Source organism: Salipiger sp. PrR003, from assembly GCF_010500785.1.
GTDB classification, from domain to species: Bacteria; Pseudomonadota; Alphaproteobacteria; order Rhodobacterales; family Rhodobacteraceae; genus Salipiger; species Salipiger pacificus_A.
Genome location: NZ_JAAGOV010000032.1, coordinates 156,749 through 181,435 on the forward strand (window position 1 = coordinate 156,749; position 24,687 = coordinate 181,435).

A 24,687-nucleotide genomic window follows, 5' to 3' on the forward strand; every position below is an offset into this window, starting at 1 on the left:
GAATGCCGAGGTTATCCGAACGGCGCGACGATCAGCCGCTCGTCCTCGAGGTAAATCTGCACCATCTTGTGGCGGACATCGGCGCCGAGGCTGTCCGAGGTCCGGTAGAGACCGGCGATCGCCAGCAACTCGGCGTCGAGCGACTGGCAGAAGATCCGGGCGTTCTCATCGCCGTCGATACCGGCGAAGGCGCGGCCGCGCATGCGCCCGTAGACGTGGATGTTGCCGGCGGCGAAGAGTTCGGCCCCCGAGCTCACCGGGCCGACCACGGTCAGATCGCCCTTGTCGGCGATCACCGTCTGCCCCGAGCGCACCGGCATGGTGACGATCTTGTTCTCCGGCGCGACGCGCTGCGGGATCGGCGCCGGTTCGGGCTGCGGTGCGGGTGCTGTCTGCGTCTCAGGCGCGGGCGCCCGCTCGGGGAACACCCGGCTCGGGCGCTTCTGCTCGGAGCTCGGCAGCGCCCCGCGCAGCGGCGCATCGCGCCCGCCGGTCACCGTGATCAGCCCCAGCCCGGCGGCGGCGGCGCGCAGCGCCTCATCCCCGCCCTGCAGGCCGAAGACCGCAAGCTCGCGGCGGCGCAGGTCGCCGACCAGCTCGGTCAGCGCCTCGGGGGTCACTTCGGCCTGGGATTGCTCGAGGTCGATGATGACCGGCGCGTCGGTGAAGAAGTTCGGGGTTTTCTCCAGCCGGTCGGCCAGCATCTCGTAGAAGCGGGCGTCCGGGGCCGTGCTGAGGCGCAGGGCGAGCGCGGTCAGGAACCGCCCCCGGAACTGGAAGGGTTTCAGTGTCGTCCCGACACCATCGATGTTGCCGCTGGCGACGTCTGTCTGCACGCTTGTTCTTAGCCTTCTGCTCTCGGGCCTGGCACAGATTCGTGTCTGTGCTTCGTTGCATCGTGCATAATCATCCCACGTCCGGGGATCCACCTCCAAGCCCTAATTTTCTCGTCATCGGCAGAGAAATGCCGTGACGAGACTACAACCCTTAGTAGCCGGACGCCGAAGTAAGCACGAAATGATCCGGCCCGACCTCTTGGTACACGTTCGGCTCCGGCTCGTATCCGACCGGGTGAATGGGCGATGGGATGGGCTTGAAATTGAGGTCCTTCTCGGACTTGCGGCGGCGCGGATCGGCGATCGGAACCGCCGACATCAGCGCCTTGGTATAGGGGTGCTGCGGGTTCTCGAAAACCGCCGCGCGCGGGCCGATCTCGACGATCCGGCCAAGGTACATGACCCCCACCTTGTGGCTGACCCGCTCGACCACCGCCATGTCGTGGCTGATGAAGAGATAGGACAGGCCCAGTTCGGCCTGCAGTTCCATCATCAGGTTGACCACCTGCGCCTGCACCGAAACGTCGAGCGCCGAGACGGCCTCGTCCGCGACGATGAGCTTGGGGTTGAGCGCAAGCGCGCGGGCAATGGCGATGCGCTGGCGCTGGCCGCCGGACAGCTCGTGCGGGAAGCGGCGCATGAAGCTGCGCGGCAGCTCGACCCGATCGAAGAGCATGGCCACGCGGTCCATCATCTCCTTGCCCTTGTGCGAGCCGAAATTGCGCATCGGCTCGGCCACTTGGTCGGCGAGGTTCATCTGGGGGTTCAGCGAGGCAAAGGGATCCTGGAAGATCATCTGCATCTCGCGCCGCGCATCCCGCAGCATGTTCGGGCCGAGCCCCATCACGTCGACGCCGTCCAGAACGACCCTGCCCTTCAACGGCTCGACAAGCCGCAGGATCGAGCGCCCGCAGGTGGACTTGCCGCAGCCTGACTCGCCGACGAGGCTGAGGGTCTGGCCCTTGTTGACGGTGAAGCTGACATCCTCGACCGCGTGGACGTTCGACACGGTCTGGCGGAAGAAGCCGCCCTTGACCGGGAAGCGCGTGGTCAGCCCCTCGACGGTCAGAAGAGGCTGCTCGGTGCCGGGGATCGGCTTGATCTCGTCCTGCTCGCGGCCCAGCAGGCGCATCGGCTCGGGCAGCGCCTTGCCGCGCATCTCCCCCAGCTTCGGCACCGCGGCGAGCAGCGCCTGGGTGTAGGGGTGCTGCGGGCGCTCGAAGATCTCCTCGACCGTGCCCTCCTCGACCTTCCTGCCACGGAACATCACCACAACGCGGTCGGCCATCTGCGCCACCACCGCCATGTCGTGGGTGATGAACATCACCGAGGTGCCGGTCTCGCGCTTGAGGCGGTCCATCAGCGCAAGGATCTCGGCCTGGATGGTCACGTCGAGTGCGGTGGTCGGCTCGTCGGCGATCAGCAGGCGCGGCTTGCAGGCCATGGCCATGGCGATCACCACGCGCTGGCGCATCCCGCCCGAGAGCTCGTGCGGATATTGCTTCAGCCGACGCTCGGGCTCGGGGATGCGCACCTGTTGCATCAACTCGAGAGCCCGGGCCTTCGCCTCGTCCTTGGTCATGCCGCGGTGCACGCGCAGACCTTCGGTGAGCTGGCGCTCGACGGTGAAGACGGGATTGAGCGCGGTCATCGGCTCTTGGAAGATCATCCCGATCTCGTTGCCGCGGATGTCGCGCATGACGTCCTGGGAGGCCTTCGCCAGATCCGTCTCGCCGCCGTCCTTGCGATCAAAAATTAGGCGGCCCTTGGCGATTTCTCCGCCGCCGAACTCGATCAGGCGCATCAAGGAGAGCGAGCTGACCGACTTGCCAGAGCCGGATTCCCCCACGACGCAGACGGTTTCGCCCGGCCCGATATCGAAGCTCACATCCTCGACACCGGCCACAGGGCCGTCTTTTGTCTCGAATTCTACGCGCAGGCTTTCGATCCGCGCGATGGGGTTGTCCAGCATGTCGGCCTCTCCGTCTGTATCAGTGCAAACGCTAAAGGCAGCTTCGACAAACTGTCAAACCCAAGCACGGAGTGACCCAAAGGCAATGCTTGCATTTTGCGCGTGTTCTGCTTCGATGACGCCCAAGCGGGATGGGAGCGATCTGAATGCCTGGCCACAAAAGGCCGCACCGACGTCATTTTCCCGCTGATACAAAGAAGAGACCAACCGGTCTTAGGTCGATAACAGGGAGTGACCTATGAAAACGAAGACCCTACTGCTCGGGGCCGCCGCCAGCTTTGTGCTGGCCCCCGCCGCCGCCATGGCGGAGCGCGGCTCGGACGGGCACGTGAACATCATCTACTGGCAGGCACCGTCGATCATGACGCCCTACCTGTCGAGCGGCACCAAGGACATCGAAGCCTCCTCGCTCGTGCTCGAACCGCTGGGCCGCTACACCGAGACCGGGGCCCTGGTTCCCTTCCTCGCCAAAGAGATCCCCACCGTCGAGAACGGCGGCGTGTCCGAAGACCTGAAGTCGATCACCTGGAAGCTGAAAGAGGGCCTGGTGTGGTCCGACGGCTCGCCGGTGACCTCGGCGGACGTGAAATTCACCGCCGACTACTGCATGAACCCCGAGGGCGGCTGCGCGCAGCTCGCCAAGTTCGACCACATCGCGTCGATCGACACCCCTGACGATCTGACCGTCGTGGTGAACTTCGACGAGGCCATGCCGAACCCCTACGGCCCCTTCATGGGCGGCCAGTCCCCGATCCTGCAAAAGGCGCAGTTCGAGAACTGCGTAGGCGCGGCGGCATCGACCTGCACCGAGGCCAACTTCAACCCGATCGGCACCGGCCCCTTCGTGGTCGACGAGTTCAAGCCGAATGACGTGATCTCGCTCTCGGCGAACCCGAACTACCGTGACCCGGCGAAGCCCGCCTTCGCGACCGCCACGCTGAAAGGCGGCGGCGATGCGGAATCCGCGGCCCGCGCGGTCCTGCAGACCGGCGAGTTCGACTACGCCTGGAACCTGCAGCTGGCGCCCGACGTCCTCGCCTCGATGGCAGAAGGCGGCCAGGGCACCCCGGTCTCGGCCTTCGGCACCCTGGTCGAGCGGCTCGAGATGAACATGACCGACCCCTCGCCGAACCTGCCCGAGGGCGAGCGTTCGACCGTGGCGCATCCGCACCCGATCCTGTCTGACTTCAAGGTCCGCAAGGCCCTGTCGATGGCGATCGACCGCGAACTGCTGACCGAGATCGGCTACGGCCAGGCCGGCCGCGCGACCTGCAACCTCGTGCCCGCGCCCGAGCTCTACGCGTCGGACAACACCGAGTGCCTTACCCAGGATCTCGAAGGCGCCAAGGCGCTGCTCGAGGAAGCCGGCTGGACCGACAGCGACGGCGACGGCATCCGCGAGAAGGACGGCATGAAGCTGAGCCTGCTCTACCAGAGCTCGACCAACGCCGTGCGTCAGGACTTCCAGGCCCTGATCAAGGATTGGTGGCGCCAGATCGGCGTCGAGACCGAACTGCGCAACGTCGACTCTTCGGTGTTCTTCGGCGGTGACCCGGGCTCGCCCGACACCTTCCAGAAGTTCTACGCCGACGTCGAGATGTACGCGAACAACTTCGACGGCACCGACCCGCAGTCCTACCTGCAGATGTACCGCTGCGGCAACGAGCCGAAGCCGTCCTCGCAGTGGCAGGGCGAGAACATCAACCGCTTCTGCAACGAAGAATATGACGCGCTCCTCGACGAGCTGGCCAAGACCGGCGAGCTGAGCAAGCGCGGCGAGATCGCCAAGAAGCTGAACGACATCATCACCAAGGAAACGATGACGATCGTTCCCCTCGTGGACCGTGGCCGCGTCTCGGCGCATTCCAACACGCTCGGCGGTGTCATCCTGAACACCTGGGACAGCGAGCTGTGGAACGCGGCCGACTGGTACCGTACCGAAGGCTGACCCTGTGACACGCACGCCCCCGCGCCCCGCGCGGGGGCGTGCCCCTTTTCGGAAGGTCTGCCCGTGACCTCACCTCTCCGGAACCCCGACCTCGGCCCGCGCGGCCGGTTCCCTTTCCCAGCCGCCTGCGCCAAACGGCGACAGCCGCTGCCGCCGCACGGGCCCCACAACAAAGACACGGAATTCATGACGCACACAGCCCGCATCCATGACCGGTGCCGGACGCTGCCGCTGCTTTCGCAGCGCCGCCGCCCCAGCGCCCCCGCCCGCGAGGTCCGCCCATGCTGACCTATGCAATCCGCCGCCTCGTCCTTTCGATCCCGACGCTGCTCTTCATCAGCTTCGTGATCTTCATGCTGCTGCAATTGGCGCCGGGCGATCCCATGGCGCAGGTGCCGCTGACCGTACCGCCCGAAGTGAAGCAGAAGATGCGCGAGGCGCTTGGCGTCGGCGAGCCCGCGCTGGTGCAATACTGGAAATGGCTGGTGCAGGTCTTCTGGATCGAGCCCAAGGTCTTCATCGACTGGCTGACCCGCGACAGCTGGCTGCTCGGCTGGCTGCCCGACACGCATCTCTACAACGGCGAGCTGCGGGTGATCTCCTGGCAGACCCGCTCGCCGGTGATGGACATCGTGCTGCAGCGCATCCCGCAGACGCTCTGGGTCGTCGGCCTGAGCTACATCGTCGGCGTGCTGATCGCCCTGCCCATCGGCATCTACTCGGCCTACCGGCAGTATTCGGTCTTCGACCAGGCCGGCACGTTCATCACCATGGTCGGCTTCTCGATCCCGCCGTTCTTCACCGGTCCGCTGCTGATCGTGATCTTCTCGGTCTACCTCGGCTGGTTCCCGTCGATCTATGACACCACCCACGTGGTGAATGACTGGGCGAGCTTCAAGGTCCAGTTGATGCAGATGATCATGCCGGTGATGGTGCTGGCGCTGCAGACCACCGCGCAGCTCTCGCGCTACATGCGCGCCTCGATGCTCGACAACCTCAATCAGGACTACGTCCGCACCGCCCGCGCCAAGGGCCTGTCCGAGGCCGTGGTCGTCATGATCCACGTGCTGCGCAACTCGATGATCCCGGTGATCACCGTGATCGCGCTCGGCGTGCCGGCGATCTTCGGCGGGGCGATCATCACCGAGAACGTGTTCAAGGTGAACGGCATCGGCCAGCTGCTGATCACCGCGCTCTTCGCGAACGATCTGCCGATGGTGATGACACTGACCTTCATCTTCGCCGTGCTGATCGTTGTCTTCAACCTGATCGCCGACATCCTCTACGGCCTTCTCGACCCGAGGATCCGCTATGACTGAACCCGTTCCCGCCTCCCCCGCCCCGATCGAGGCCCTGCGCGACAAGGGCCCCGACAAGCCGCCGCGCTCCAAGTGGAAAGACGTCTGGGCCCAGTTCCGCAAGCACAAGGGCGCGATGATCGGGGCCTTCTTCCTGATCTTCATCACCCTCGGCGTGCTGGTCGGCCCCTATCTCTGGACGCTCGATCCGCAGGCGCTGGACATCCGCGCCAAGGACATGCGGCCGATCTACACCGCGCTCTGGGACAGCACCGCCAAGGTGAGCTGGGCGCATCCGCTGGGCAGCGACCAGCTGGGCCGTGACAACCTTTCGCAGCTGATCGCCGGCGGGCGCGCCTCGATGGCGGTGGGCTGGGCGGCGATGATCCTGTCGCTGGTGATCGGGGCCGGCATCGGCGTGCTCGCGGGCTATTTCAGGAAGCTCGACGGGCCGCTCATGCGTCTGACCGATCTCTTCCTGAGCCTGCCTATCCTGCCGCTGCTGCTGGTCGCGGTGACGCTGTTCCGCCAGCCGCTGCGCGCCAACTTCGGACCCGAGGGCGGCATGTTCATCCTCATCGTCACCGTGGTCGGCATCACCTCGTGGATGCCCACGGCGCGCATCGTGCGCGGCGACGTGCTGGCACTCAAGGAACGCGAGTTCGTGCTGGCGGCGCGCTCGATCGGCACCAAGCCGTTCCAGATCATCAAGCGCCACCTGTTGCCCAACGTGCTGTCGCCGATCATGGTCTCGGCAACGCTGGGCCTTGCCACGGCGATCATCACCGAGAGCGCCCTGTCGTTCCTCGGGGTGGGCTTTCCCTCGGACTTCCCGACCTGGGGCAAGATGCTGGCCGACGCGGTCGCGCGGATGGAAGACTTCCCCGAGCGGGTGATCCTGCCGGGCATCGCCATCTCGCTCACCGTGCTCGGGGTGAACTACCTCGGCGACGGGCTGCGCGACGCTCTGGACCCACGCATCCGGGGCCGCTGAGCCAGACATCCACTGAAACCGCACAGGGCGGGAGGCGCAAGCCCCCGCCCTTTTTCATGCCGCGCGCCAGCCCTGCGCCGGGCAAGGGGCCGTGCCTTGAGTATTTGAAGAGAGAAGAATCCACAGCGCGCGCGGAAGGCCCGCCTTGTTCCCGGCACAGATATCCCGGAGCTGAAGTGCCTGCAGGCAAAGAGAGGGGGGCGGCCCCCCTCCTCTTCCCTGATCAGTAAAGACCGCCCGAACTCAGCGTGCCAAAGGAGGCCTTCGGACCCACCGTCGCCTTGCGCCCGGTCGACGTGGTGACCTCGCGCGGGCGGGTCGAGCCGTCGGGCTGGATCATGTCGAAATTGCCGGACATCGCCCATCCGCCGTCGAGCTGGATGCCGAAGAGCGGCTCCTCGCCCGAGCGGAAGCATTCGGCGACGACATTCTCGCCCGAAGCGTCCGGCCCCAGCCGCGCGCCGGTGAAGCGGTCCATCTTGAGGAAGTTGCAGGCGGGCGGCACCTTGAACTGGCCGCCGCCGTATTTCTCGACCGCTTTCAGCATGAACCGGTTGAACACCGGCCCGCACATGCCGCCGCCCGATGCGCCGCGGCCCAGCGGGCGCGGCGTGTCGTAGCCGATGTAGCAGCCGGCCACAATGTTCGAGGTGAAGCCAAGCATCCAGACATCCTTGGCGTCATTGGTGGTGCCGGTCTTGCCGGCGGTGGGCACCGGCAGGTTCACCGTGCGCGACGCGGTGCCGCGCTGTACAACGCCCTGCATCATCGAGGTCAGCTGGTAGGCGGTCACCGCGTCCATGATCCGGTCGCGGTTGTTGCGGATGTCCGGCCCGCGGCCCGGCGGCAAGTTGGGATCGGCGCAGTCGAGGCAGCTGCGCTCGTTGCCCTTCTGGTACTCGTGGTTGTAGACCGTGCGGCCATAGCGGTCCTGCACCCGGTCGACCAGCGTCGGCTCGACCCGCTCGCCGCCGTTGGCAAACATCGCATAGGCCGAAATCATCTTGTAGAGCGTGGTCTCGTCCGCGCCGAGCGCATTGGCCAGAACCCGGCCCATGTTGTCGTAGACGCCGAACTTCTCGGCGTAATCGGCGACCGTGTTCATGCCGATTTCCTGCGCGAGGCGGATGGTCATCAGGTTGCGCGACTGTTCGATCCCGGTCCGCAGCGGCGTCGGGCCATAGTAGGTGTTGGACGCGTTCTTGGGCCGCCAGACGCCCTGCGGCGTGTCGATCTCGATCGGCGCGTCGATGATGATCGTGGAGGGCGAGTAGCCAGAGTCCAACGCCGCCGCATAGACGAAGGGCTTGAAGCTCGAACCGGGCTGACGCAGCGCCTGGGTGGCGCGGTTGAACACCGAGTCCTGGTAGCTGAAGCCGCCCTGCATGGCGATCACCCGGCCGGTGTTCACGTCCATCGCCATGAAGGCCCCCTGCACGCGCGGCACCTGGCGCAGCGTCCAGCGAATGAACTCGCCGGTCTTGTCGTCGGTCATCGCACGCACATGCACCACGTCGCCTCGCTCGAAGTTGTCGGCGAAGCTGCCCTTGGCCCAGCTGATGTCATTGCGGGGCACCACGGTCGGACGCTCGGCGGTGTCCTCGACCCCTTCGATGCCGAGCCGCATCTGCTGCTCGCCCACCTCAAGCACCACGGCCGGATACCATTGGCTGTCGAGATCGATGTCGCGCGCCACGGCAACGGACGCGAGTGCCGCGCGCCAGTCCGCTTCCGAGCCGAGCTGCTCTTCGGCGATGGTCTTGCCGGTGCCGCGCCAGCGGCCCAGGCTACGGTCGTAATCTTCGAGCGCGACGCGCAGCGACTTGGCCGCCTCGACCTGCATCTCGGGATCGAGCGTCGCACGGACCGACAGGCCACCGGAGAAGAATTCGCCCTCTCCGAACTCAGAGGTCAGCTGACGGCGGATCTCGTCGGTGAAATAGTCGCGCGGCGGCAGCGAATGCTGGTAGGGCTCGAAATCGCCGTTCTGCACCGAGCGCAGCGGCTGGGCCACCTCGGTCTCGAAGGTGGCCTCGTCGATATAGCCATTCTCGCGCATCTCGCGCAGCACGTAGTTGCGGCGGTCGAGAAGGCGCTGCATGTTCCGCACCGGGTGGTAATCCGACGGCGCCTTGGGCATCGAGGCCAGCGTCGCCGCCTCGTGCGGGGCGAGCTCCGACAGGCTCTTGTTGAAATAGGTCTGCGCCGCCGCGGTCACGCCGTAGGAGTTCTGGCCGAGGAAGATCTCGTTCAGGTAGAGCTCTAGGATCTTGTCCTTGCTCAGGGTTTCCTCGAGCCGCGAGGCGAGGATAATCTCCTTGATCTTGCGCTCGATCTTTCGGTCGCCCGAGAGCAGGAAGTTCTTCATCACCTGCTGGGTGATGGTCGAGGCGCCGCGCACGTCGCGGCCGCGGGTACGTACCGCGTCGACCACGGCGGCGGCGATGCCGCGCACGTCGTAGCCATGGTGCTCGTAGAAGTTCTTGTCCTCGGCGGAAATGAAGGCCTGCTTCACCATGTCGGGGATCTGGTCCGCTGGGGTGAAGAGCCGCCGCTCCTGCGCGAACTCGTCGATGATCTTGCCCTCGGTCGAATAGATCCGGCTGATCGTGGGCGGGGTGTATTGCGCCAGGCTCTCATGGCTCGGCAGGTCGCGGCCATAGATCCAGAAGATCGCGCCGATGGACAGCGCGATCGCCATCAGCCCGAGGGTGATGACGCTGAAGATGGCCCCGAAGAAGGAGAAGATGAACCTGATCACGAGCAATGCCTCTTTGGATTGCAGACCCATTATACTGCGTTGGACTTCAGGTCAAAACACATAGGTGCCACTGGGGCGATGACGAGCGCGAGCCCGCTGCCCCTGCGTCAGAGCTTCCGGCCCATGACCGCGTTGGATGGCCTGCCTGCTCGGCAAGACCTCAGGCACTGCCGTTGCACCGCACAGATGCGCCAGACACCGGGCACGGCTGCGCGCCGCATCACCTGCGCCCACGCCCTTGGACTCGCCTCTTTCCCGCAAGGCGGCATATCGAAATTGCATGGTTGCACCGACTCCAGTGATATTGACCTTTTTGGGGAACGCGAAGGATATTCAGGCACACAGGGGGCGCAAATTTCTATCGAAAGATAGGATCAAGGGACATGCGCGAGTTGTACCCTATGTCCTTCGATACCACGGGGCATGATTCCGGACCCCGAGAGACACCAAAGGATAAAGCCGCCCGGCAACCGAAATGCATGATCAGCGCAAAGGCATTATCCGAAGGAACTTCTCTCTAATATTCATATACTTGTCGGCGCACCATCGGATCACCAACTCTCTATCAGAGGGAGTATGTGATTACTCCTGAAAAGGTGCCACTATTCCCGCATAAGCCACAGACAAATTGACACCAACGGCGGAGGTAGCCTTATGCTGTCGAGACTTATTTCCGCGCAGATTTCCAGCATCGGTAAAATGCTCAATAAAAGTGATTGGTCTGATCGAGTTATCGATCGGGCGATTGATATGCTGGATCGGCTCGCGGACCGTATAGAGCGCCTGACTGATCGCAACGATCGAATTTCAGATCGTCACCACCATCAGGATCACGACAATGATAGGCCGGTAGAAACGGCCATCGATATGGAACTCGGAGGCAGCGCGGAGGCCGTCGGCGAACATACCATCGCCTCAGCGGACCTGCGTGCCAAACTGACGGACACCGACAATGCGTCCTTCGCGGTGGCCTCGTCGACCTTCAGAGCGGCGGCAGAAGGCGGGGCGGAATTTGCGCTGACGGACGCCTATTGCGACGTGGACGGCGCGGACTTCGTCTTCAGCCGGACGGTGACGACGACCGGACGGAACTGGGAGACAACGACGACGAAGGTCATTGCCGTGGATTTCGCCTTCCTCGACAACGGCCGACCTATCATGGTCACACCTCATTCGACCTATACCGTGAACAGCTACCAAAGCGTGGCCGACGGCAACGTGGCCACGGCAGACTTCGACGTGAAGGCCAACGCAGAGGACACCCTGGCGGATGTCTACGCCGGCGTGCTGGCGATCGAGGACACCTATTCCGGTTCGTCGATCGACGCGATGCTGGCCATCGGCTGAAACGGCGCCCAAGCTGAGGGGACGCGGCGGAGTTTATCCTGCCGCGTCCCCGTGCGTCTGTGTCGCCGAGGCCTTGGGCCCGGCGTCATTCAACCTGCCCCCGGCGCCCCCCGAGAACAGCTCACGAGAGGCGGCGGCCGGGTGATGCATCTACGGTTGCGCCGGCTCCGCTGTCACCTCCGCACCGAGCCGAAGGAGTCCAAACGCGCGCTTCTGGGGCTCGAGCTCAGCCTCCCGGATGTTCCCGAATATCAGCCACATAGGCTCGCAATTTCCGGGTATCCGCCGATTTATCCAGACGAATAGGTATCGCAATTGCACCCCTTCCAGCACTTGACCGGGTGTAAACTGTGAGCGCACGAAGGAGGATACCATGCTTGATTTGACCGCCACTCCAGCCTCGAAGGGCTTGCCCGAGGCGACCACAGAAGCGCAGACACCGATCCAATGGCCGAACGATCAAAATGACGACGTCTTTGATTTCCAAGACGCGTTTGATTTCGGCTCGGGCAGGCTGACCACAAGAACCTTGCTCGACTTTACCGAATGGGACGAAGACTCTCCGGTCAGTGGAAGCTACGACGTCTCCGTCAATGAAGAGGCCGCGAGTTGGCAATCAGAATTGCTGCTCGAGACCGAAGACGACGGCGGCCCGGAGATGACCCTGAAGAGCCTGGTAGAGTTCCGCTCGGATGCGGCAGGCAAGGCCTTTGAGACCCATATCAGCTTCAAGGCGCAATCCCCGGGGTTTGCGGAACCCCCCGCTGAGGTTCCGGAGACCCCAGCCGAGCCCAGCGCCTTCGCGTTTTCATTCTTTTTCGATTTTATTTAGACCAGATCGAATATATACGCGCGCCGCTCGGTATATTCACCGGCATGCGCTGACATCACGATTGTGACGCAATTTTCCGAAAAACCCCGCGAGCAGACAATCTTCCGGCTAATACCCATTATTGCAGTTGTAAAGAATTATTTCCCGAGTGAATGTTCTCCTACATCGAGAATTCTCGGTGCAATTAGACTAATACGAATTACCAACAACGAGGAGATAAGATATGACATTCCCACACTACCCGCCGTCGTCGCCGGATGTGGATTTCGACAAGGACATTGATGTCGATATCAACATTGATCTCGATACCACTGTCGATATCTATAAGACTGTCGACATTGATGTCTGGTCGACTGTTTACGCGGACGTTTGCATCGATGGCAACACCGCTGACGTCACCTTCGATATCGAAGCCGTGGGCGAGGACACGTTCACCTCGCTGGACATCGCGGTGCTCACCATTGAAGACGATCTGTCGAGCATCTCCGGCGCCATTACCTCGGCCGTAGGCTGAAGAACGCGCAGCGGGCGGTCAATTATGGCCGCCCGCATTTCACGTTCGCGCATGCGAGCCAGGCCGAAATTCAATTCATGTCTGACGGCCACGCAACCCCTTGCGCCGATCGGCGCCTGAAGGCGTTACGCGCTCTATATTAGACAGGATTTTCCAAGGCTCAATTTTCGGAGCTGCCTCCGTAATCAAAAAAAGACAGGGAGTTGAAAATGGACAAGATCGGCACCGAGGGCAACGATACTCTGTACATAAGAGATCCGGGCGCATTCCGCATTCTTGGGCTGGGCGGAGATGATTTCCTGCGGGTCTACATTTCGCGCCGAAACGCCTCGCAGGATCTCGCGGACTACTTCGATGGCGGAGACGGCAACGACACGATCATGGCTGCGGGGACCGACGACACGGCGCTCGGCGGCTCTGGCGACGACCTGCTGAGAGGCGACGACGGCAATGACGTCCTCTACGGCGACGCAGGCCGGGAGGATTTCGGCGATGCCCGCACGGAATCCGCCAATGATGGCGACGACACGCTCGATGGCGGCGATGGCGACGACAGCATGGACGGCGGCGGCGGGGACGACCTTCTGCTGGGCGGCCGTGGCAATGATATCATGATCGGCGGCTCGGGATCGGACACCCTCTCCGGCTCGTCGGGCAACGACCTGATCTTCGGCGGAGATGGCGGCGATACGCTGATCGGAGAGACGGGCGACAACTATCTCGACGGCGGGTCAGGTGACGACCTGCTGCAATCGTCAGGCGGCAAAGACACCATCACGGCCGGGGACGGCAACGACACGATCACCTCCGGTGGCGGCAATGACTCTGTCTGGGGCGATGGTGGCCATGACGAAATGATCCTCGGGTCGGGAGTTGACGAGGCTCACGGCGGCGATGGCAATGACACGATCAATGGCGGCGAAGGCACGGACTTTCTGTTTGGCGATGCCGACAACGATATCCTGAACGGCGGGCTCGACAATGATACGATCGTGGGCGGCGCGGGTGACGACACGATCGACGGTGGCGGTGGCGGCGATCTCATGTACGGCGACTCGGGCACCGGCGATAGCGGCTACGATTTCGTCACCTATGAAAGCAGCGCTTCGGCAGTGACCGTACAACTGTCGTCCCTTGGCGCCACACAGGGCGCCGGAGGCGCGGCGGGGGACTATTATCTCGAGATCAATGGCGCCATCGGCAGCGCCTTTGCCGACGCCTTGGTCGGAGGCAGCGGCAACCAGACCTTCTACGGTCTGGACGGCAATGACACGCTCTCCTCCGGCCTGGGGAACGACAGCCTTTTCGGCGGACTGGGTGACGATATCCTCCAGGGTGGCGAGGACAACGATTACATGGTCGGTGGGGCCGGTGCAGACACGCTGAATGGACAGACCGGCATCGACACCGTCAGCTACGCAGGCTCCGGCAGCGCCGTCACCGTGACGGTCTCGGCGCTCAACGCCTATGCGGCAACAGGTGGTGACGCCCAGGGCGACGTGCTCGCAAGCGTGGAAGTCGTCGAGGGAAGCGCCTTCAACGATCGCTTCAACGGCCTGGATGGGAATCAGAAATTCGTAACCGGCGCCGGTGTGGATACGATAACTGCCGGCGCTGGTGACGACATGCTGGTCGGCAATGGCGGCACGAATTACCTCTATGGTCAGGACGGGTCGGACACGTTTGTCGGCATCTCGGGCACGAACCTCGTCCTCGACTATGACTTCTACGACACGGCCGGACACGATCAGATCGGTATAGACGCGGGCTCGAGTACGCGGTGGCGGACGCTCTCCGGTGCCTACGCCCTGGAATTTTACACCGCGGACCAGTCTACCTATGTCTGGACGGGAACCGCCGACCCGACACTCGCGAGCCAACGCGCGGCCCTCATCGACGTCTTCGCGTTCAGCGACCCCGACGCCTTTCTGGTCTGAGGCAAGCGGGAGCAGAGTGCCATGGCCGGGAAATCCGATCGCCGCCCGGAGCCGGAAACGGTTCTTGATGAAGCATTGCGCAAGTGCCGCGGGGCCTTCCTCACCGTGGGGGTCTTCAGCCTCGCCATCAACCTGCTGATGCTCTCCTCGCCGCTTTACATGCTGCAGGTCTACGACCGGGTTCTGAGCAGCGGCCGAACCGAGACCTTGGTTCTGCTGACCGGCATTCTCGGCCTGGCGCTGCTCACCATGGCCATGCTCGACACCGCCCGGAGCCGCGTGGCGCTCCGCATCGGCGTCTGGCTCAACGAGACCCTCGGGCCCGAGCTCCTGCGGGTCGGGCTGAAGGCCCGGCTCAGCGGGCGGGCCGCGGGCGGGCAGGCTTTCCGCGATCTCGGGCAGGTGCAGTCCTTCATCGGCGGTCAGGCGATGACCGCCTTCTTCGATCTGCCCTGGACCCCGTTCTTCATCGCGGTGACCTGGGTGCTGCATCCGGTGCTGGGAATGATCGCGCTCGGCGCGGCCCTGCTGCTCCTGGCGCTGAGCGTCGGGAACGAGCTTGTCACCCGGCGACTTCTGCGCTCCGCGAACAGCAGCCAGCTCAAGGGAAACAGCCTCGCCGAAGGCACGATCAGCAACGCCGAGGTGGTGCGGGCCATGGGGATGATCGGATCCATGGTGCGGCGCTGGCAGGCGCAGAACGCGGAAACCCAGGCGGATACCCTACGCGCCAGCGAGCGGAACAGCTACATCACCGGGACGGCGAAGTTCCTGCGCTACTTTGCCCAGAGCTTGATGCTCGGCGCGGGCGCCTACCTCGTCATCCATGGGCTGACCACGCCGGGATCGATGATTGCGGGATCGATCCTCCTCGGCCGGGCGCTGGCGCCGGTCGACATGGCCATGTCTGCATGGAAGAACTTTTCCGGGGCCCGGCTGGCCTACGGCCGGCTGAGCGAGCTGGTCACCGACTTCCCCAGGGAGCCGGCACGGATGGCCCTGCCGGCGCCAAGCGGGCGGTTGCAGGTCAAGGACCTGACGGTGATCGGCCCCAACGGCCCGCAGCTCGCGCGGGTGAGTTTCGAGATCGCGCCGGGCGAGGTCGTCGCGGTCATCGGCCCGTCGGCCGCGGGCAAGAGCACGCTCTGCCGCGCCATCGTCGGGCTGGTGAAGCCCAACTCCGGGACGGTCTCGATCGACGGGGTGAGGATCGATCACTGGGACCCCGATGAACTGGGCCCGCACATCGGCTTTCTCCCGCAGGAGGTCGGCCTCTTCGAGGGTACGGTCCGCATGAACATCGGACGGATGGCCGAGGCCGCACCGGAGGAGGTGGTCGAGGCCGCCACCCGGGCGCGCGTCCACGAGATGATCTCGCAGCTGCCGCAGGGCTACGAGACGCGGCTCGGCGACCGCGGCGCCGGCCTGTCGGGGGGGCAGAAGCAGCGCATCGGCCTTGCGCGTGCGGTGTTCCGCTCGCCGGCGCTCATCGTGCTGGACGAGCCGAACGCCAATCTCGACCAGGCCGGCGAGGCTGCGCTCTCGGCTGCGGTGCTGGAGCTCAAGGAGGCCGGTGCCTCGCTGCTGATCGTCGGGCACCGCCCGTCGACCCTCGCCCAGAGCGACAAGGTGTTGCTGCTGCGGGGCGGCGTGGTGCAGGCCTTTGGCCCCCGCCAGGAGGTGCTGGGACGGATGCGCGAAGCCACTGCCGCGAGTAGGGCGCAGGCGGTTCCCCCGGCCCCTTCGCAGGCCGAGCAGCCTGCGCGGCGCCCATCGGCTGCCGCGCAGGCAGAATTCGCGGGAGACTGACCCATGACCATTGCTGCCAGACACTCCCTGCACGGTGCCGAGGGTCTTTCCCCTCCCGCGGACCCGCGGCGCCTGCCGGAAAAGTTGCCCCAAAAGACCGCCTCTGGCGACGCCCCCCCGCACCACCGGCAGCGCAGCATCTCGGAAGCGATCCGCGCGCCGAGACGGGCGGGGTTTCTGATCCTGCTGGGCTTCGTCGCCTGCTTCGGCGTCTGGGGCGCGATGGCCCCACTCGCCGGCGGCGCGATCGCCGCGGGCCAGATCAGCCCCGACAGCGGCGTGCGGACAGTCGAGCACCTCGAAGGCGGCCTTGTGCAGCGCATCCATGTCCGGGACGGCGACAAGGTCCGACAGGGAGATATTCTGGTGACGATCGATGTCACCGCGCCGCGCAGCGAGGCGGAAGCGCTCGAGGACCGGCGCCTGACCCGGATGGCCGAGCAGGCCAGGATCGCCGCCGAGATCGCCGGGACACCGGCTCTGGTCGTTCCGGCGGCGTTCGACCTGTCGGATCCGGTCGTCGCGTCAGCCTTCGAGGCCGAGCAGCGCACCCTCGACGCGCGACTGGCGCTCCGCAATGCGCGCGAGCGCGTGCTCAGGCAGCGGATTGCGCAGCTTTCGGAAACCATCGCCGGCCACGGCCTGCAGGAGCGCAGCGCCTCCGAACAGCTCGAGCTCATGCACGAGGAACTGGCGGACAAGGTCGCGCTTCTGGACAAGGGCCTCGCGGCCAAGGGCGAAGTGCTCCGGCTGCGCCGGGGAATCGCCGAGGCCGAGGGGATGCGTGGCAGCCACGTCACCGCCGCCTCGGAAGCCAAGAAGGAAATCGGCGAGATCGAGTTGAACCTCAAGGCACAGGATGCCGAGGATGCCGAGAAACTGGCGGTGCGCGCCGCGCAAATACGCAGCGAGCTCGCCGAGATCGACAAGTCCCTGTCGGCGCTCACGGCCATCCTCGACCGCGAGGTCCTGCGCGCGCCGGTCGATGGCGTGGTGGCGAACCTCAAGGTGCGCAACTCCGGCGCCATTATCCAGCCGGGCGAGGCCATTCTCGACGTGGTGCCCGCGCGCGAGCGCCTGCAGATCGACGCGCAAATCTCGCCGAACGATATCGATGCCGTCGAGGTCGGCATGGAAGCAAACGTCCGCCTGTCGGCCTTCTCTGGCCGCACCATGCCCCAGATCGTGGGGGTGGTGACCATGGTCTCTGCCGACACGTCACGGTCCGAGCATTCGAACGCGACCTACTACCCGATCCGCGTCGAGGTCGATGCCTCCGAACTCTCGGACCACGACATCGAACTGCGCTCGGGAATGCTGGCGAGCGTGCTGGTGGTGACCCGCGAACGATCGATGCTGAGCTATCTCTGGGAGCCGTTCCAAGCGCTTCTGCAGAACGGGATGCGCGAAGGGTAGCGGCGCGGAGCGGAAGGCCCCACGGGGCGCACCGGACGCCCCTGCCCGCGGCGCCGGGCTCCGCCAGCGAGGACGCACCGGCGACCGGAACAAGTTTCGGCGACAACATGTCGCCCGAAGGGGGGAAAAGACGATGGCACTTCCGAAGACACGGACCCCGATCCTCTATCTCGTGGACGAAATGCCGCTGACCCGGGCGCAGCTTTCCCATTTCCTGGCTGGTTTCGCGCAGTTGCACGGCATGCGAATCGAAGAGATCGAGCCGAGCGACCCGGCGTTCATCGATCAGATCACCCGGCGGGGGATGTGCATCGTCAACACCCGGAGCACCCCTCGCGCGCACGACTGGTTCTCCATCGTCCGCAGGATCAGCCAGCTCGGGCTGGTCGAGCCGATCCTGCTGCTCTGCGAGACCGCCAGCGCCGAGTTTGTCCAATCGGCGCTGAAGGCCGGGGCGCGCGGCGTGATCCCCGCTTCCATGAATCCCAGCAACGTGCTCAATTCTCTCGAACTGGTGCTGCATGGCGGCATCGTCGTCCCACCTTCGGTCCTGGACAATGACCTCAGTCCTCCTCTGCTGGAGGATTTTGGCGCCAAGCAAGGAGAGCCAGACGGGTCTCCCGACGACACGGACACCACGCCGAAAGGCACGCCATCCAAGCGGAACGGGCACGAGCTCCAGCCCCGGCCAACGCAGGGCGATCAGGATGAAGCGGCGAAACTCGAGGGGCTGACCGAGCGCCAATCGGCCGTGCTCATGAACCTCACGCAGGCGCGCTCGAACAAGGAGATCGCCAAGGTCCTGTGCACTTCGGAAGCCACGGTGAAGCTGGAGGTCCGCCAAGTGATCCGAAAGCTCGGCGCGAAGAACCGCACCGAGGCCGCGCTGATCGCCTCGGCCCTCGACTGGCAGGACGTAGAGGCCGAGCAGGACGCCGAAACGGCGCGCGCCGGATCGCCTGACCGCGGCGATCCCCCCCGTGGAGGCGCGATGGACGGCGTCGAGGGTCTGGACCCCTGCGAGCTCGGTCGGGGAGGCGCGCTGCGCCGCAATCTCCTCGGTGGTGCCGATGAAAAGCTGCACACACTCGCGCAGCCACCGCGACGGTTGACCTGAGACGCCCCCTTTCGCAGCAGGTGACGGCCCTGTCGCCCTCGACGGCGCCCAGCTTCACAAAGCACTGCAGACGCACAAGGGTCAGAGGTCGCGGACCACGGGCCTCCTGACGGATAGTCCCGCGCGCATCTCGCCGGATCGCTGCGAAAAAACATGGCGGAGGCTGTGGGATTCGAACCCACGGGACCCGCAAAGGCCCAACGGTTTTCAAGACCGCCGCATTCGACCACTCTGCCAAACCTCCGGTTCGACCGACCTAGCCTGCTTCCCGCGATTCTAGAACAGGCTTTCCGGGAAAAACCGCCGATCACGGCTTTGATGGCTTTTCTTGACCTGCGCCACCCGCTACCATCCGCGAAAAACCGGGATGTTCCGCTCCGTTTCCCAGCGCCGGTGGCGCAGCCCTCCGACAGCCAAGGCCCCGCGCCGCGGCAGGTCCGGCGTGGCAGGCCCCGACCCAAGCGCGCCGCCGAAGCGCGCCGTGGCAAAGGAGCGCGCATCCCGCAAATCACGAACCGGGCCAGGCAGCCCGGGAGAGGGGACATCCGGCAAGGCGCGACAGACGCCACCGGTCAGGCGGGAATGCAGGGGGCATTATGACCAGAGCAAAGCGAACGCGGCCCATCATCGGACAGGGGGCCGCAAGAGGAACAGTCGTGGCACTGCTGACAACGCTCGCGCTCGGCGCCTGCAGCGAGTCGCAGATGCCTGGATTCCTGAAGGGCAAGGAAAGCAGCGCGGGCGGGGCAGAGGTCTCGCGCGGGGCCGCCACGGCGGAACGCGACATCGAGGCGCCCGAGGTCTTCCAGACCACCGAGGCCGGACTTTGGGACGGGCGCCCCTCGCTTGGCGGCGTCTGGGTCGCGCATCCCGACGTCAGTGAACCCGAGCGGGTGATCATTCGCAACGAAAAGACCGGGCAGTTCGTCATTGGCGCGCTGTTCCGCCGCGAGCGCATGAGCCCCGGACCGCGCCTGCAGGTCTCCTCCGACGCCGCCGCCGCCATCGGCATGCTCGCGGGCGAGCCGGTGAACCTCAACGTGGTCGCTCTGCGCCGCGAGGAGGGCCCGGCAGAACCCGAAGCTGGCACCGGCCCCGCCGGTGTCGAGGCCGCGACCCTGTCGGATGCGCCCGCGGTCGAGGCAAGTACGCTCGACCCGGTGACCGCCTCCGCAGCCGCAGCGATCGAGGCGGCCCCCACCACCTCGGCGCCCGCACCGAGCGCGACACCCGCAGCCGCGGCGCCCAAGGCACCCGCGTCCCCCGCGCCGACGCAGGCCACGTCGCTGTCGCGCCCCTACGTGCAGATCGGCATTTTCAGCGTCGAGACGAACGCCGAGAACACCGCCACCGCGATGCGACAGGCCGGCATGGTGCCGACCGTCAAGAAGCAGAGCAGCTCGGGCAAGACCTTCTGGCGAGTGCTGGTCGGTCCCGCCGCCGACAAGGCCGAGCTCGACGCGCTGCTGACCAAGATCAAGGGCACCGGCTTCTCGGATGCCTATGCCGTCAAGAACTGACCGGAGCCATAGAGAGGATCCGCCCATGCGCCGCCTGAAAAGCCCCCTTTCGAGCCTGCCCCTGCGCCGCCTTCTGGCCGGCGCGGCCGCCGCAGCGCTGCTTGCCAGCGGTGCACAGGCCTTTGATACCAGTGCCCGTGCCGCCTTTGTGCTGGATTACACCACCGGCACCGTGCTGCTGGCCAAGGATGCCGACAAGGCCGTCCCGCCCGCCTCCATGTCCAAGCTGATGACGCTCTACATGGCCTTCGAGGCGATCCGCGACGGCCGGCTCAAGCTCGACGAGGAGCTGCCCGTCTCCGAGCACGCGATGTCCTACGGCGGCTCGACCATGTTCCTCGACACCACCGACCGGGTGAAGGTCGAGGACCTGCTGCGCGGCATCATCGTGCTCTCGGGCAACGACGCCTGTGCGGTGATCGCCGAGGCGCTCTCGCCCAACGGCACCGAGGCCGGTTTCGCCGACCTCATGACCCGCCGCGCCCAGCAGCTCGGGATGACCAACTCCAGCTTCGCCAACGCTTCGGGCTGGCCGGCGCAGGGCCACGTGATGTCGATGCGCGACCTGACGCTTCTGGCGCGGCACATCATCGAGGACTTCCCCGAGTTCTACCCGATCTTCTCGGAAAAGCAGTTCGCCTTCGACGGTCGCGCGCCGCAGAACGTGCGCAACCGCAACCCGCTGCTGCGCCTCGACATCGGCGCTGATGGCCTTAAGACCGGCCACACCTCGGAAGCAGGCTACGGCCTTGTCGGCTCGGCCAAGCAGGGTGACCGCCGGGTGATCTTTGCCATCTCCGGGCTCGAGAGCGAACGCGCCCGCGCCGAGGAGAGCGAGTCCATCGTCAACTGGGCCTTCCGCCAATTCGCCGAGCGCAAGCTCGTCGAGAAGGGCAAGGAGGTGGCCCGCGCCCAGGTCTTCCTTGGCAACACCGAGACCGTCGGCCTCGTGGCGCGCGACGACATCGAGATGCTGATTCCGGTGACCCCGGGCACCGAGCTTGGCGCCGAAGTCGTCTATACGGGCCCGCTCAAGGCGCCGATCACCGCCGGGCAGCAGCTCGCCGAGCTGATCATCACCCCCGAAGGGCTGCCCGAGCACCGTGTGCCGCTGTTTGCCGCCGAAGACGTCCCCTCCAGCGGGTTCGTCAAGCGCATGATGGTGGTCAGCAGCAACCTGATCGGCCGCCTGCAGACCCCCGCCGCCTCGCCGGAGGCCATGTGACCAAGCCAGAAGGCGGGGCCCAGCCGAAGGGCCTCTTCATCAGCTTCGAAGGCATCGACGGCTCTGGCAAGTCCACCCAGGCGCGACGGCTGCACGCCGATCTGTTGGCCGAGGGGCGGCAGGCGGTGCTCACCCGCGAGCCCGGCGGCTCGCCGGGCGCGGAGGAGATCCGCGCTTTGGTGCTGCAGGGCGATCCCGACCGCTGGTCCGCCGAGACCGAGCTGCTGCTGTTCACCGCCGCCCGCCGCGATCACCTCGAGCGGCTGATCCGCCCTGCCCTCGAGATGGGGAAGATGGTGATCTGCGATCGTTTCGCCGACAGCAGCCGGATGTATCAGGGCCTTTCGCGCGGCGATCTGCGCGACAAGGTCGACGCGCTGCACGAGCTGATGATCGGCACCGAGCCTGACCTCACCTTCCTCATCGACATGGACCCGGCGGCGGGCCTTGCCCGCGCCAAGGCCCGCGCCACCGCGGAAGAGCGCTTCGAGGACTTCGGCCTGGCGCTGCAGGAGCGCATGCGCGCGGGCTACCTCGCGCTCGCTGGGGAGTTCCCCGAGCGCTTCATCGTGATCGACGGCAACCGCCCGCAGGACGAGGTGGCCGCCGACATCCGTGCCCGGCTGAATGAGCGGTGCCCGGCATGAGCGCCGAAGAGGAAATCCCCGAGGCCGATAGGATCGAAGGCGCCCCGCATCCGCGCGAGACCTTCACGATATATGGCCAGGACCGGGCGCAGGAAGATTTCCTCACCGCCTTCAGCTCGGGCCGGCTGCATCACGGCTGGCTGATCACCGGCCCGCGCGGGCTCGGCAAGGCGACGCTGGCCTGGACCATCGCGCGCTTCCTGCTGGCCACGCCAGAGGACGACGGCGGGCTCTTCGGCGCGCCGCCCCCGCCCAGCGATCTGCGCATCGACCCCGAGCACCCGGTGGCGCACCGCGTGCACGCGCTTTCCGAGCCCCGGCTGCACCTGCTGCGCCGGGGCTGGGATCCGAAGACCAAGAAGCTGCGCAGCGTCATCACCGTCGAAGAGGTGCGCGCGCTGAAACGGTTCTTCTCGCTGTCGTCGGCCGACGGCGGGCGCCGCGTGGTGATCATCGACAGCGCCGACGAGATGAACCCCAACGCGGCCAACGCCATCCTCAAGCTGCTCGAGGAGCCGCCCGCCAATACCGTGCTGCTGATGGTCAGCCACCAGCCCTCGCGCCTCCTGCCGACGATCCGCTCGCGCTGCCGCGAGCTGCGGCTCTCGCCGCTGCAGCCGGAGGCCATGGCGCGCGCGCTCGACCAGGCCGGGGCGCAGGTGGCGCCGCAGGAAGCCGCTGCGCTGGCGGAGCTCTCCGCCGGCTCGGTCGGCGAGGCGCTGCGGCTGCTCAATCTCGGCGGGCTGAAGCTCTATGCCGATCTCGTGTCGCTGGCGGACACCCTGCCCCGGCTCGACCGGCCGCGCGCCATCGCGCTTGGCGAAAGCACCGCCGGACGCGGCCAGGAAGCCCGGCTCGACTTGATGCTGACGCTGGCGGACCGGCTGATGGCCCGCCTTGCCCGTGCCGGGGTCACCGGCATGGCGCCGCGCGCCGAGGCCGCCCCGCAGGAGGCAGAGGTGTTGAAGCGCCTCGCCCCTCACCCCGCCGCCGGACGGGCCTGGGCGCAGCTCGCACAGGACGCCGGCGAGCGCGCCCGCCACGCGCGGGCGGTGAACGTCGATCCCGCGGCGCTGGTGCTCGATCTTCTGCTGCAGCTGCGCAAGGTGGACTGAGCTCCGCGGTCGGGGGCCAAGTGCCCCCGCGTTGCAAGCGCCAGGCTGCCACGAAAGCGGGAGGCGCTGCTCTCGCCGCGCCTCCCACTGGAAATGCCTTCCTGAAAGACCCGCGGGTGACGGGTTGCAGGGTCAGACCGCGCCCTTGGCGATCAACTCCTGCGCCAGCTTGGCGTAGGCCTGCGCCATAACGCCGTCACCAAGCGCGACGGGCGCACCGCCGTCCCCCGCAAGGCGGGTGTCGAGGTCGATCGGCAGCTGCGCCAGAACCGGCAGGTTCAACCGCGCCGCCTCGGCCGCGACGCCGCCATGTCCGAAGATATGGCTCTCGAGGCCGCAGCCCGGGCAGACGAAGGCAGACATGTTCTCGATCATCCCCAGCACCGGCACGTTCAGCGTCGCAAAGGCGTCGAGCGCCTTCTTGGCATCGATCAGCGCCACGTCCTGTGGCGTGGAGACGACGATGGCGCCGTCGAGCTCGGACTTCTGACCCAGCGAGAGCTGCACGTCACCGGTTCCCGGCGGCAGATCGATGAGCAGCACGTCGAGCTCGCCCCACTCTACCTGCATCAGCATCTGCTGCAGCGCCCCCATCAGCATCGGGCCGCGCCAGACCACCGCCTTGTCCTCGGGCAGCATGAAGCCGATCGACATGAGGGTAACGCCATGCGCCTCGAGCGGGATGATCGTCTTGCCGTCGGGCGAGGCCGGGCGCTTCGAGACGCCGAACATCCGCGGCTGCGACGGGCCATGGATGTCGGCATCCAGCAGACCGACCGTCTTGCCCGCGCGCGCCAGCGCCACCGCGAGGTTGGAGGAAACCGTCGATTTGCCGACCCCGCCCTTGCCCGAGCCGATGGCGATAAGCTTCTTCACCCCGGGCGGGATCATGCGACCCTGCTGCGGCTTGGCGTGGCCGCCGAGCTTCAACGAGGGCGCCTTGGGGGCCTGGGTCGGCGCAGAGAGCACGACCGAGACAGTCTCCACCCCGGGCAGTTCGGCGATGCGCGCCTCGAGCATGGCGCGGAAGCCCTCCATCTGGCGGGCGATCTCGGGGCTCGGAGCCTCGATCACGAAGGCCACCTGGCCGGACTCGACGCGCATCGCTCGAATCATGTCACGCGAGATCAGCGTGCCCCCGCCGGGCAGATCGAAGCTGCCAAGCAGCTCGGTGATGGCGTCGGACAATTGGGTCATGGTCACTTCCTTTCCTCGGGCGCATGCCACCCTTGCGTCACCTTGCGCCAGGCGCAAACCGCAGACATGGTCCGCCCAAATCTTGTGCGCGAGCCCGCATGTTTGCGCAATCCAAAGCGCTTTTTCCCATGCATTTCGCGCATAGCGGCATTGAACCCTCCCGGGATTGTGCAACCGCAGCATCTGGCCCATCTATGGGTCA

At 65.8% G+C, this 24,687-nt stretch carries 18 protein-coding genes and 1 tRNA gene; 14 read left to right on the forward strand and 5 right to left on the reverse strand.

Annotation, left to right across the window (positions count from 1 at the left end; genetic code table 11):
* Positions 1-11: 11 nt before the first annotated feature.
* On the reverse strand, positions 12-836 hold the full coding sequence (gene minC, locus G0D83_RS08410) for a septum site-determining protein MinC (protein ID WP_164191996.1): 825 nt from the start codon (positions 834-836) through the stop codon (positions 12-14).
* A gap of 151 nt (positions 837-987) precedes the next feature.
* Positions 988-2,808 (reverse strand): ABC transporter ATP-binding protein, encoded by a 1,821-nt coding sequence (locus tag G0D83_RS08415; RefSeq protein ID WP_108965001.1) that lies wholly within the window; start codon positions 2,806-2,808, stop codon positions 988-990.
* Between the two features lie 238 nt (positions 2,809-3,046).
* Between G0D83_RS08415 and G0D83_RS08420 the strand changes: the two genes are divergently transcribed.
* The 3 genes from G0D83_RS08420 (at position 3,047) to G0D83_RS08430 (ending at position 7,048) form a co-directional block, all read left to right on the forward strand.
* Positions 3,047-4,756: a peptide ABC transporter substrate-binding protein gene (locus tag G0D83_RS08420; protein WP_164191999.1), complete on the forward strand. Its 1,710-nt coding sequence runs from the start codon at positions 3,047-3,049 to the stop codon at positions 4,754-4,756.
* A gap of 281 nt (positions 4,757-5,037) precedes the next feature.
* Positions 5,038-6,075, forward strand: coding sequence for an ABC transporter permease (locus G0D83_RS08425; protein ID WP_164192002.1), 1,038 nt, complete (start codon positions 5,038-5,040; stop codon positions 6,073-6,075).
* Positions 6,068-7,048, forward strand: a complete 981-nt coding sequence (locus tag G0D83_RS08430; RefSeq protein WP_108964998.1) for an ABC transporter permease — start codon at positions 6,068-6,070, stop codon at positions 7,046-7,048. Before G0D83_RS08425 ends, G0D83_RS08430 begins: the two co-directional genes overlap by 8 nt.
* Before the next feature lie 223 nt (positions 7,049-7,271).
* Here G0D83_RS08430 and G0D83_RS08435 read toward each other — a convergent pair whose 3' ends face one another.
* Positions 7,272-9,809, reverse strand: coding sequence for a penicillin-binding protein 1A (locus G0D83_RS08435; RefSeq protein WP_108967557.1), 2,538 nt, complete (start codon positions 9,807-9,809; stop codon positions 7,272-7,274).
* Positions 9,810-10,463: 654 nt separating this feature from the next.
* On the opposite strand from G0D83_RS08435, the gene G0D83_RS08440 reads away from it, so the two are divergent.
* The 7 genes from G0D83_RS08440 (at position 10,464) to G0D83_RS08470 (ending at position 18,781) form a co-directional block, all read left to right on the forward strand.
* A complete protein-coding gene (locus tag G0D83_RS08440) occupies positions 10,464-11,156 on the forward strand; it encodes a hypothetical protein (protein ID WP_159099561.1) in 693 nt (230 codons plus the stop codon).
* A gap of 373 nt (positions 11,157-11,529) precedes the next feature.
* Positions 11,530-11,988 (forward strand): hypothetical protein, encoded by a 459-nt coding sequence (locus tag G0D83_RS08445; RefSeq protein ID WP_164192005.1) that lies wholly within the window; start codon positions 11,530-11,532, stop codon positions 11,986-11,988.
* Between the two features lie 223 nt (positions 11,989-12,211).
* Positions 12,212-12,502 carry a hypothetical protein gene (locus tag G0D83_RS08450; RefSeq protein ID WP_164192008.1) on the forward strand — a complete coding sequence of 97 codons (291 nt, stop codon included), beginning with the start codon at positions 12,212-12,214 and terminating at the stop codon, positions 12,500-12,502.
* Positions 12,503-12,711: 209 nt separating this feature from the next.
* A complete protein-coding gene (locus G0D83_RS08455; protein ID WP_164192011.1) occupies positions 12,712-14,439 on the forward strand; it encodes a calcium-binding protein in 1,728 nt (575 codons plus the stop codon).
* A gap of 21 nt (positions 14,440-14,460) precedes the next feature.
* Positions 14,461-16,248, forward strand: a complete 1,788-nt coding sequence (locus G0D83_RS08460) for a type I secretion system permease/ATPase (RefSeq protein ID WP_164192014.1) — start codon at positions 14,461-14,463, stop codon at positions 16,246-16,248.
* A 3-nt stretch (positions 16,249-16,251) separates the two neighbouring features.
* Positions 16,252-17,664 carry an HlyD family type I secretion periplasmic adaptor subunit gene (locus G0D83_RS08465; RefSeq protein WP_164192018.1) on the forward strand — a complete coding sequence of 471 codons (1,413 nt, stop codon included), beginning with the start codon at positions 16,252-16,254 and terminating at the stop codon, positions 17,662-17,664.
* A 133-nt stretch (positions 17,665-17,797) separates the two neighbouring features.
* Entirely contained in the window at positions 17,798-18,781 is a 984-nt protein-coding gene (locus tag G0D83_RS08470) for a response regulator transcription factor (protein ID WP_164192021.1), read from the forward strand.
* Positions 18,782-18,935: 154 nt separating this feature from the next.
* Here G0D83_RS08470 and G0D83_RS08475 read toward each other — a convergent pair.
* Positions 18,936-19,025 (reverse strand) — tRNA-Ser (locus tag G0D83_RS08475).
* A 352-nt stretch (positions 19,026-19,377) separates the two neighbouring features.
* Here G0D83_RS08475 and G0D83_RS08480 point away from each other — a divergent pair.
* From G0D83_RS08480 to G0D83_RS08495, 4 genes are read left to right on the forward strand one after another with little or no spacing between them, the layout of a single operon-like run.
* Positions 19,378-20,301 (forward strand): SPOR domain-containing protein, encoded by a 924-nt coding sequence (locus tag G0D83_RS08480; protein ID WP_164192024.1) that lies wholly within the window; start codon positions 19,378-19,380, stop codon positions 20,299-20,301.
* A gap of 25 nt (positions 20,302-20,326) precedes the next feature.
* Complete coding sequence (locus G0D83_RS08485; RefSeq protein WP_164192028.1) at positions 20,327-21,526, forward strand: D-alanyl-D-alanine carboxypeptidase family protein; 1,200 nt, start codon at positions 20,327-20,329, stop codon at positions 21,524-21,526.
* The gene (gene tmk / locus G0D83_RS08490) at positions 21,523-22,173 is read left to right on the forward strand and encodes a dTMP kinase (RefSeq protein ID WP_164192031.1); all 651 of its coding nucleotides are present in this window, start codon (positions 21,523-21,525) and stop codon (positions 22,171-22,173) included. Before G0D83_RS08485 ends, tmk begins: the two co-directional genes overlap by 4 nt.
* On the forward strand, positions 22,170-23,288 hold the full coding sequence (locus tag G0D83_RS08495; RefSeq protein WP_164192034.1) for a DNA polymerase III subunit delta': 1,119 nt from the start codon (positions 22,170-22,172) through the stop codon (positions 23,286-23,288). The genes tmk and G0D83_RS08495 overlap by 4 nt, the downstream gene beginning before the upstream one ends.
* Positions 23,289-23,420: 132 nt before the next feature.
* Here the strand turns inward: G0D83_RS08495 and G0D83_RS08500 are convergent, their stop codons facing one another.
* Positions 23,421-24,485, reverse strand: a complete 1,065-nt coding sequence (locus G0D83_RS08500) for an Mrp/NBP35 family ATP-binding protein (RefSeq protein ID WP_164192038.1) — start codon at positions 24,483-24,485, stop codon at positions 23,421-23,423.
* Positions 24,486-24,687: the final 202 nt, after the last annotated feature.

Bases quoted from the DNA above. Each gene is read 5' to 3' on its own strand.
- G0D83_RS08470 (WP_164192021.1), top strand. From the start codon at position 17,798: ATGGCACTTCCGAAGACACGGACCCCGATCCTCTATCTCGTGGACGAA.
- G0D83_RS08430 (WP_108964998.1), top strand. From the start codon at position 6,068: ATGACTGAACCCGTTCCCGCCTCCCCCGCCCCGATCGAGGCCCTGCGC.
- G0D83_RS08465 (WP_164192018.1), top strand. From the start codon at position 16,252: ATGACCATTGCTGCCAGACACTCCCTGCACGGTGCCGAGGGTCTTTCC.
- G0D83_RS08480 (WP_164192024.1), top strand. From the start codon at position 19,378: ATGACCAGAGCAAAGCGAACGCGGCCCATCATCGGACAGGGGGCCGCA.
- G0D83_RS08495 (WP_164192034.1), top strand. From the start codon at position 22,170: ATGAGCGCCGAAGAGGAAATCCCCGAGGCCGATAGGATCGAAGGCGCC.
- G0D83_RS08420 (WP_164191999.1), top strand. From the start codon at position 3,047: ATGAAAACGAAGACCCTACTGCTCGGGGCCGCCGCCAGCTTTGTGCTG.
- G0D83_RS08415 (WP_108965001.1), bottom strand. From the start codon at position 2,808: ATGCTGGACAACCCCATCGCGCGGATCGAAAGCCTGCGCGTAGAATTC.
- G0D83_RS08455 (WP_164192011.1), top strand. From the start codon at position 12,712: ATGGACAAGATCGGCACCGAGGGCAACGATACTCTGTACATAAGAGAT.
- G0D83_RS08425 (WP_164192002.1), top strand. From the start codon at position 5,038: ATGCTGACCTATGCAATCCGCCGCCTCGTCCTTTCGATCCCGACGCTG.
- G0D83_RS08445 (WP_164192005.1), top strand. From the start codon at position 11,530: ATGCTTGATTTGACCGCCACTCCAGCCTCGAAGGGCTTGCCCGAGGCG.
- G0D83_RS08440 (WP_159099561.1), top strand. From the start codon at position 10,464: ATGCTGTCGAGACTTATTTCCGCGCAGATTTCCAGCATCGGTAAAATG.
- G0D83_RS08460 (WP_164192014.1), top strand. From the start codon at position 14,461: ATGGCCGGGAAATCCGATCGCCGCCCGGAGCCGGAAACGGTTCTTGAT.
- G0D83_RS08485 (WP_164192028.1), top strand. From the start codon at position 20,327: ATGCGCCGCCTGAAAAGCCCCCTTTCGAGCCTGCCCCTGCGCCGCCTT.
- G0D83_RS08500 (WP_164192038.1), bottom strand. From the start codon at position 24,485: ATGACCCAATTGTCCGACGCCATCACCGAGCTGCTTGGCAGCTTCGAT.
- G0D83_RS08450 (WP_164192008.1), top strand. From the start codon at position 12,212: ATGACATTCCCACACTACCCGCCGTCGTCGCCGGATGTGGATTTCGAC.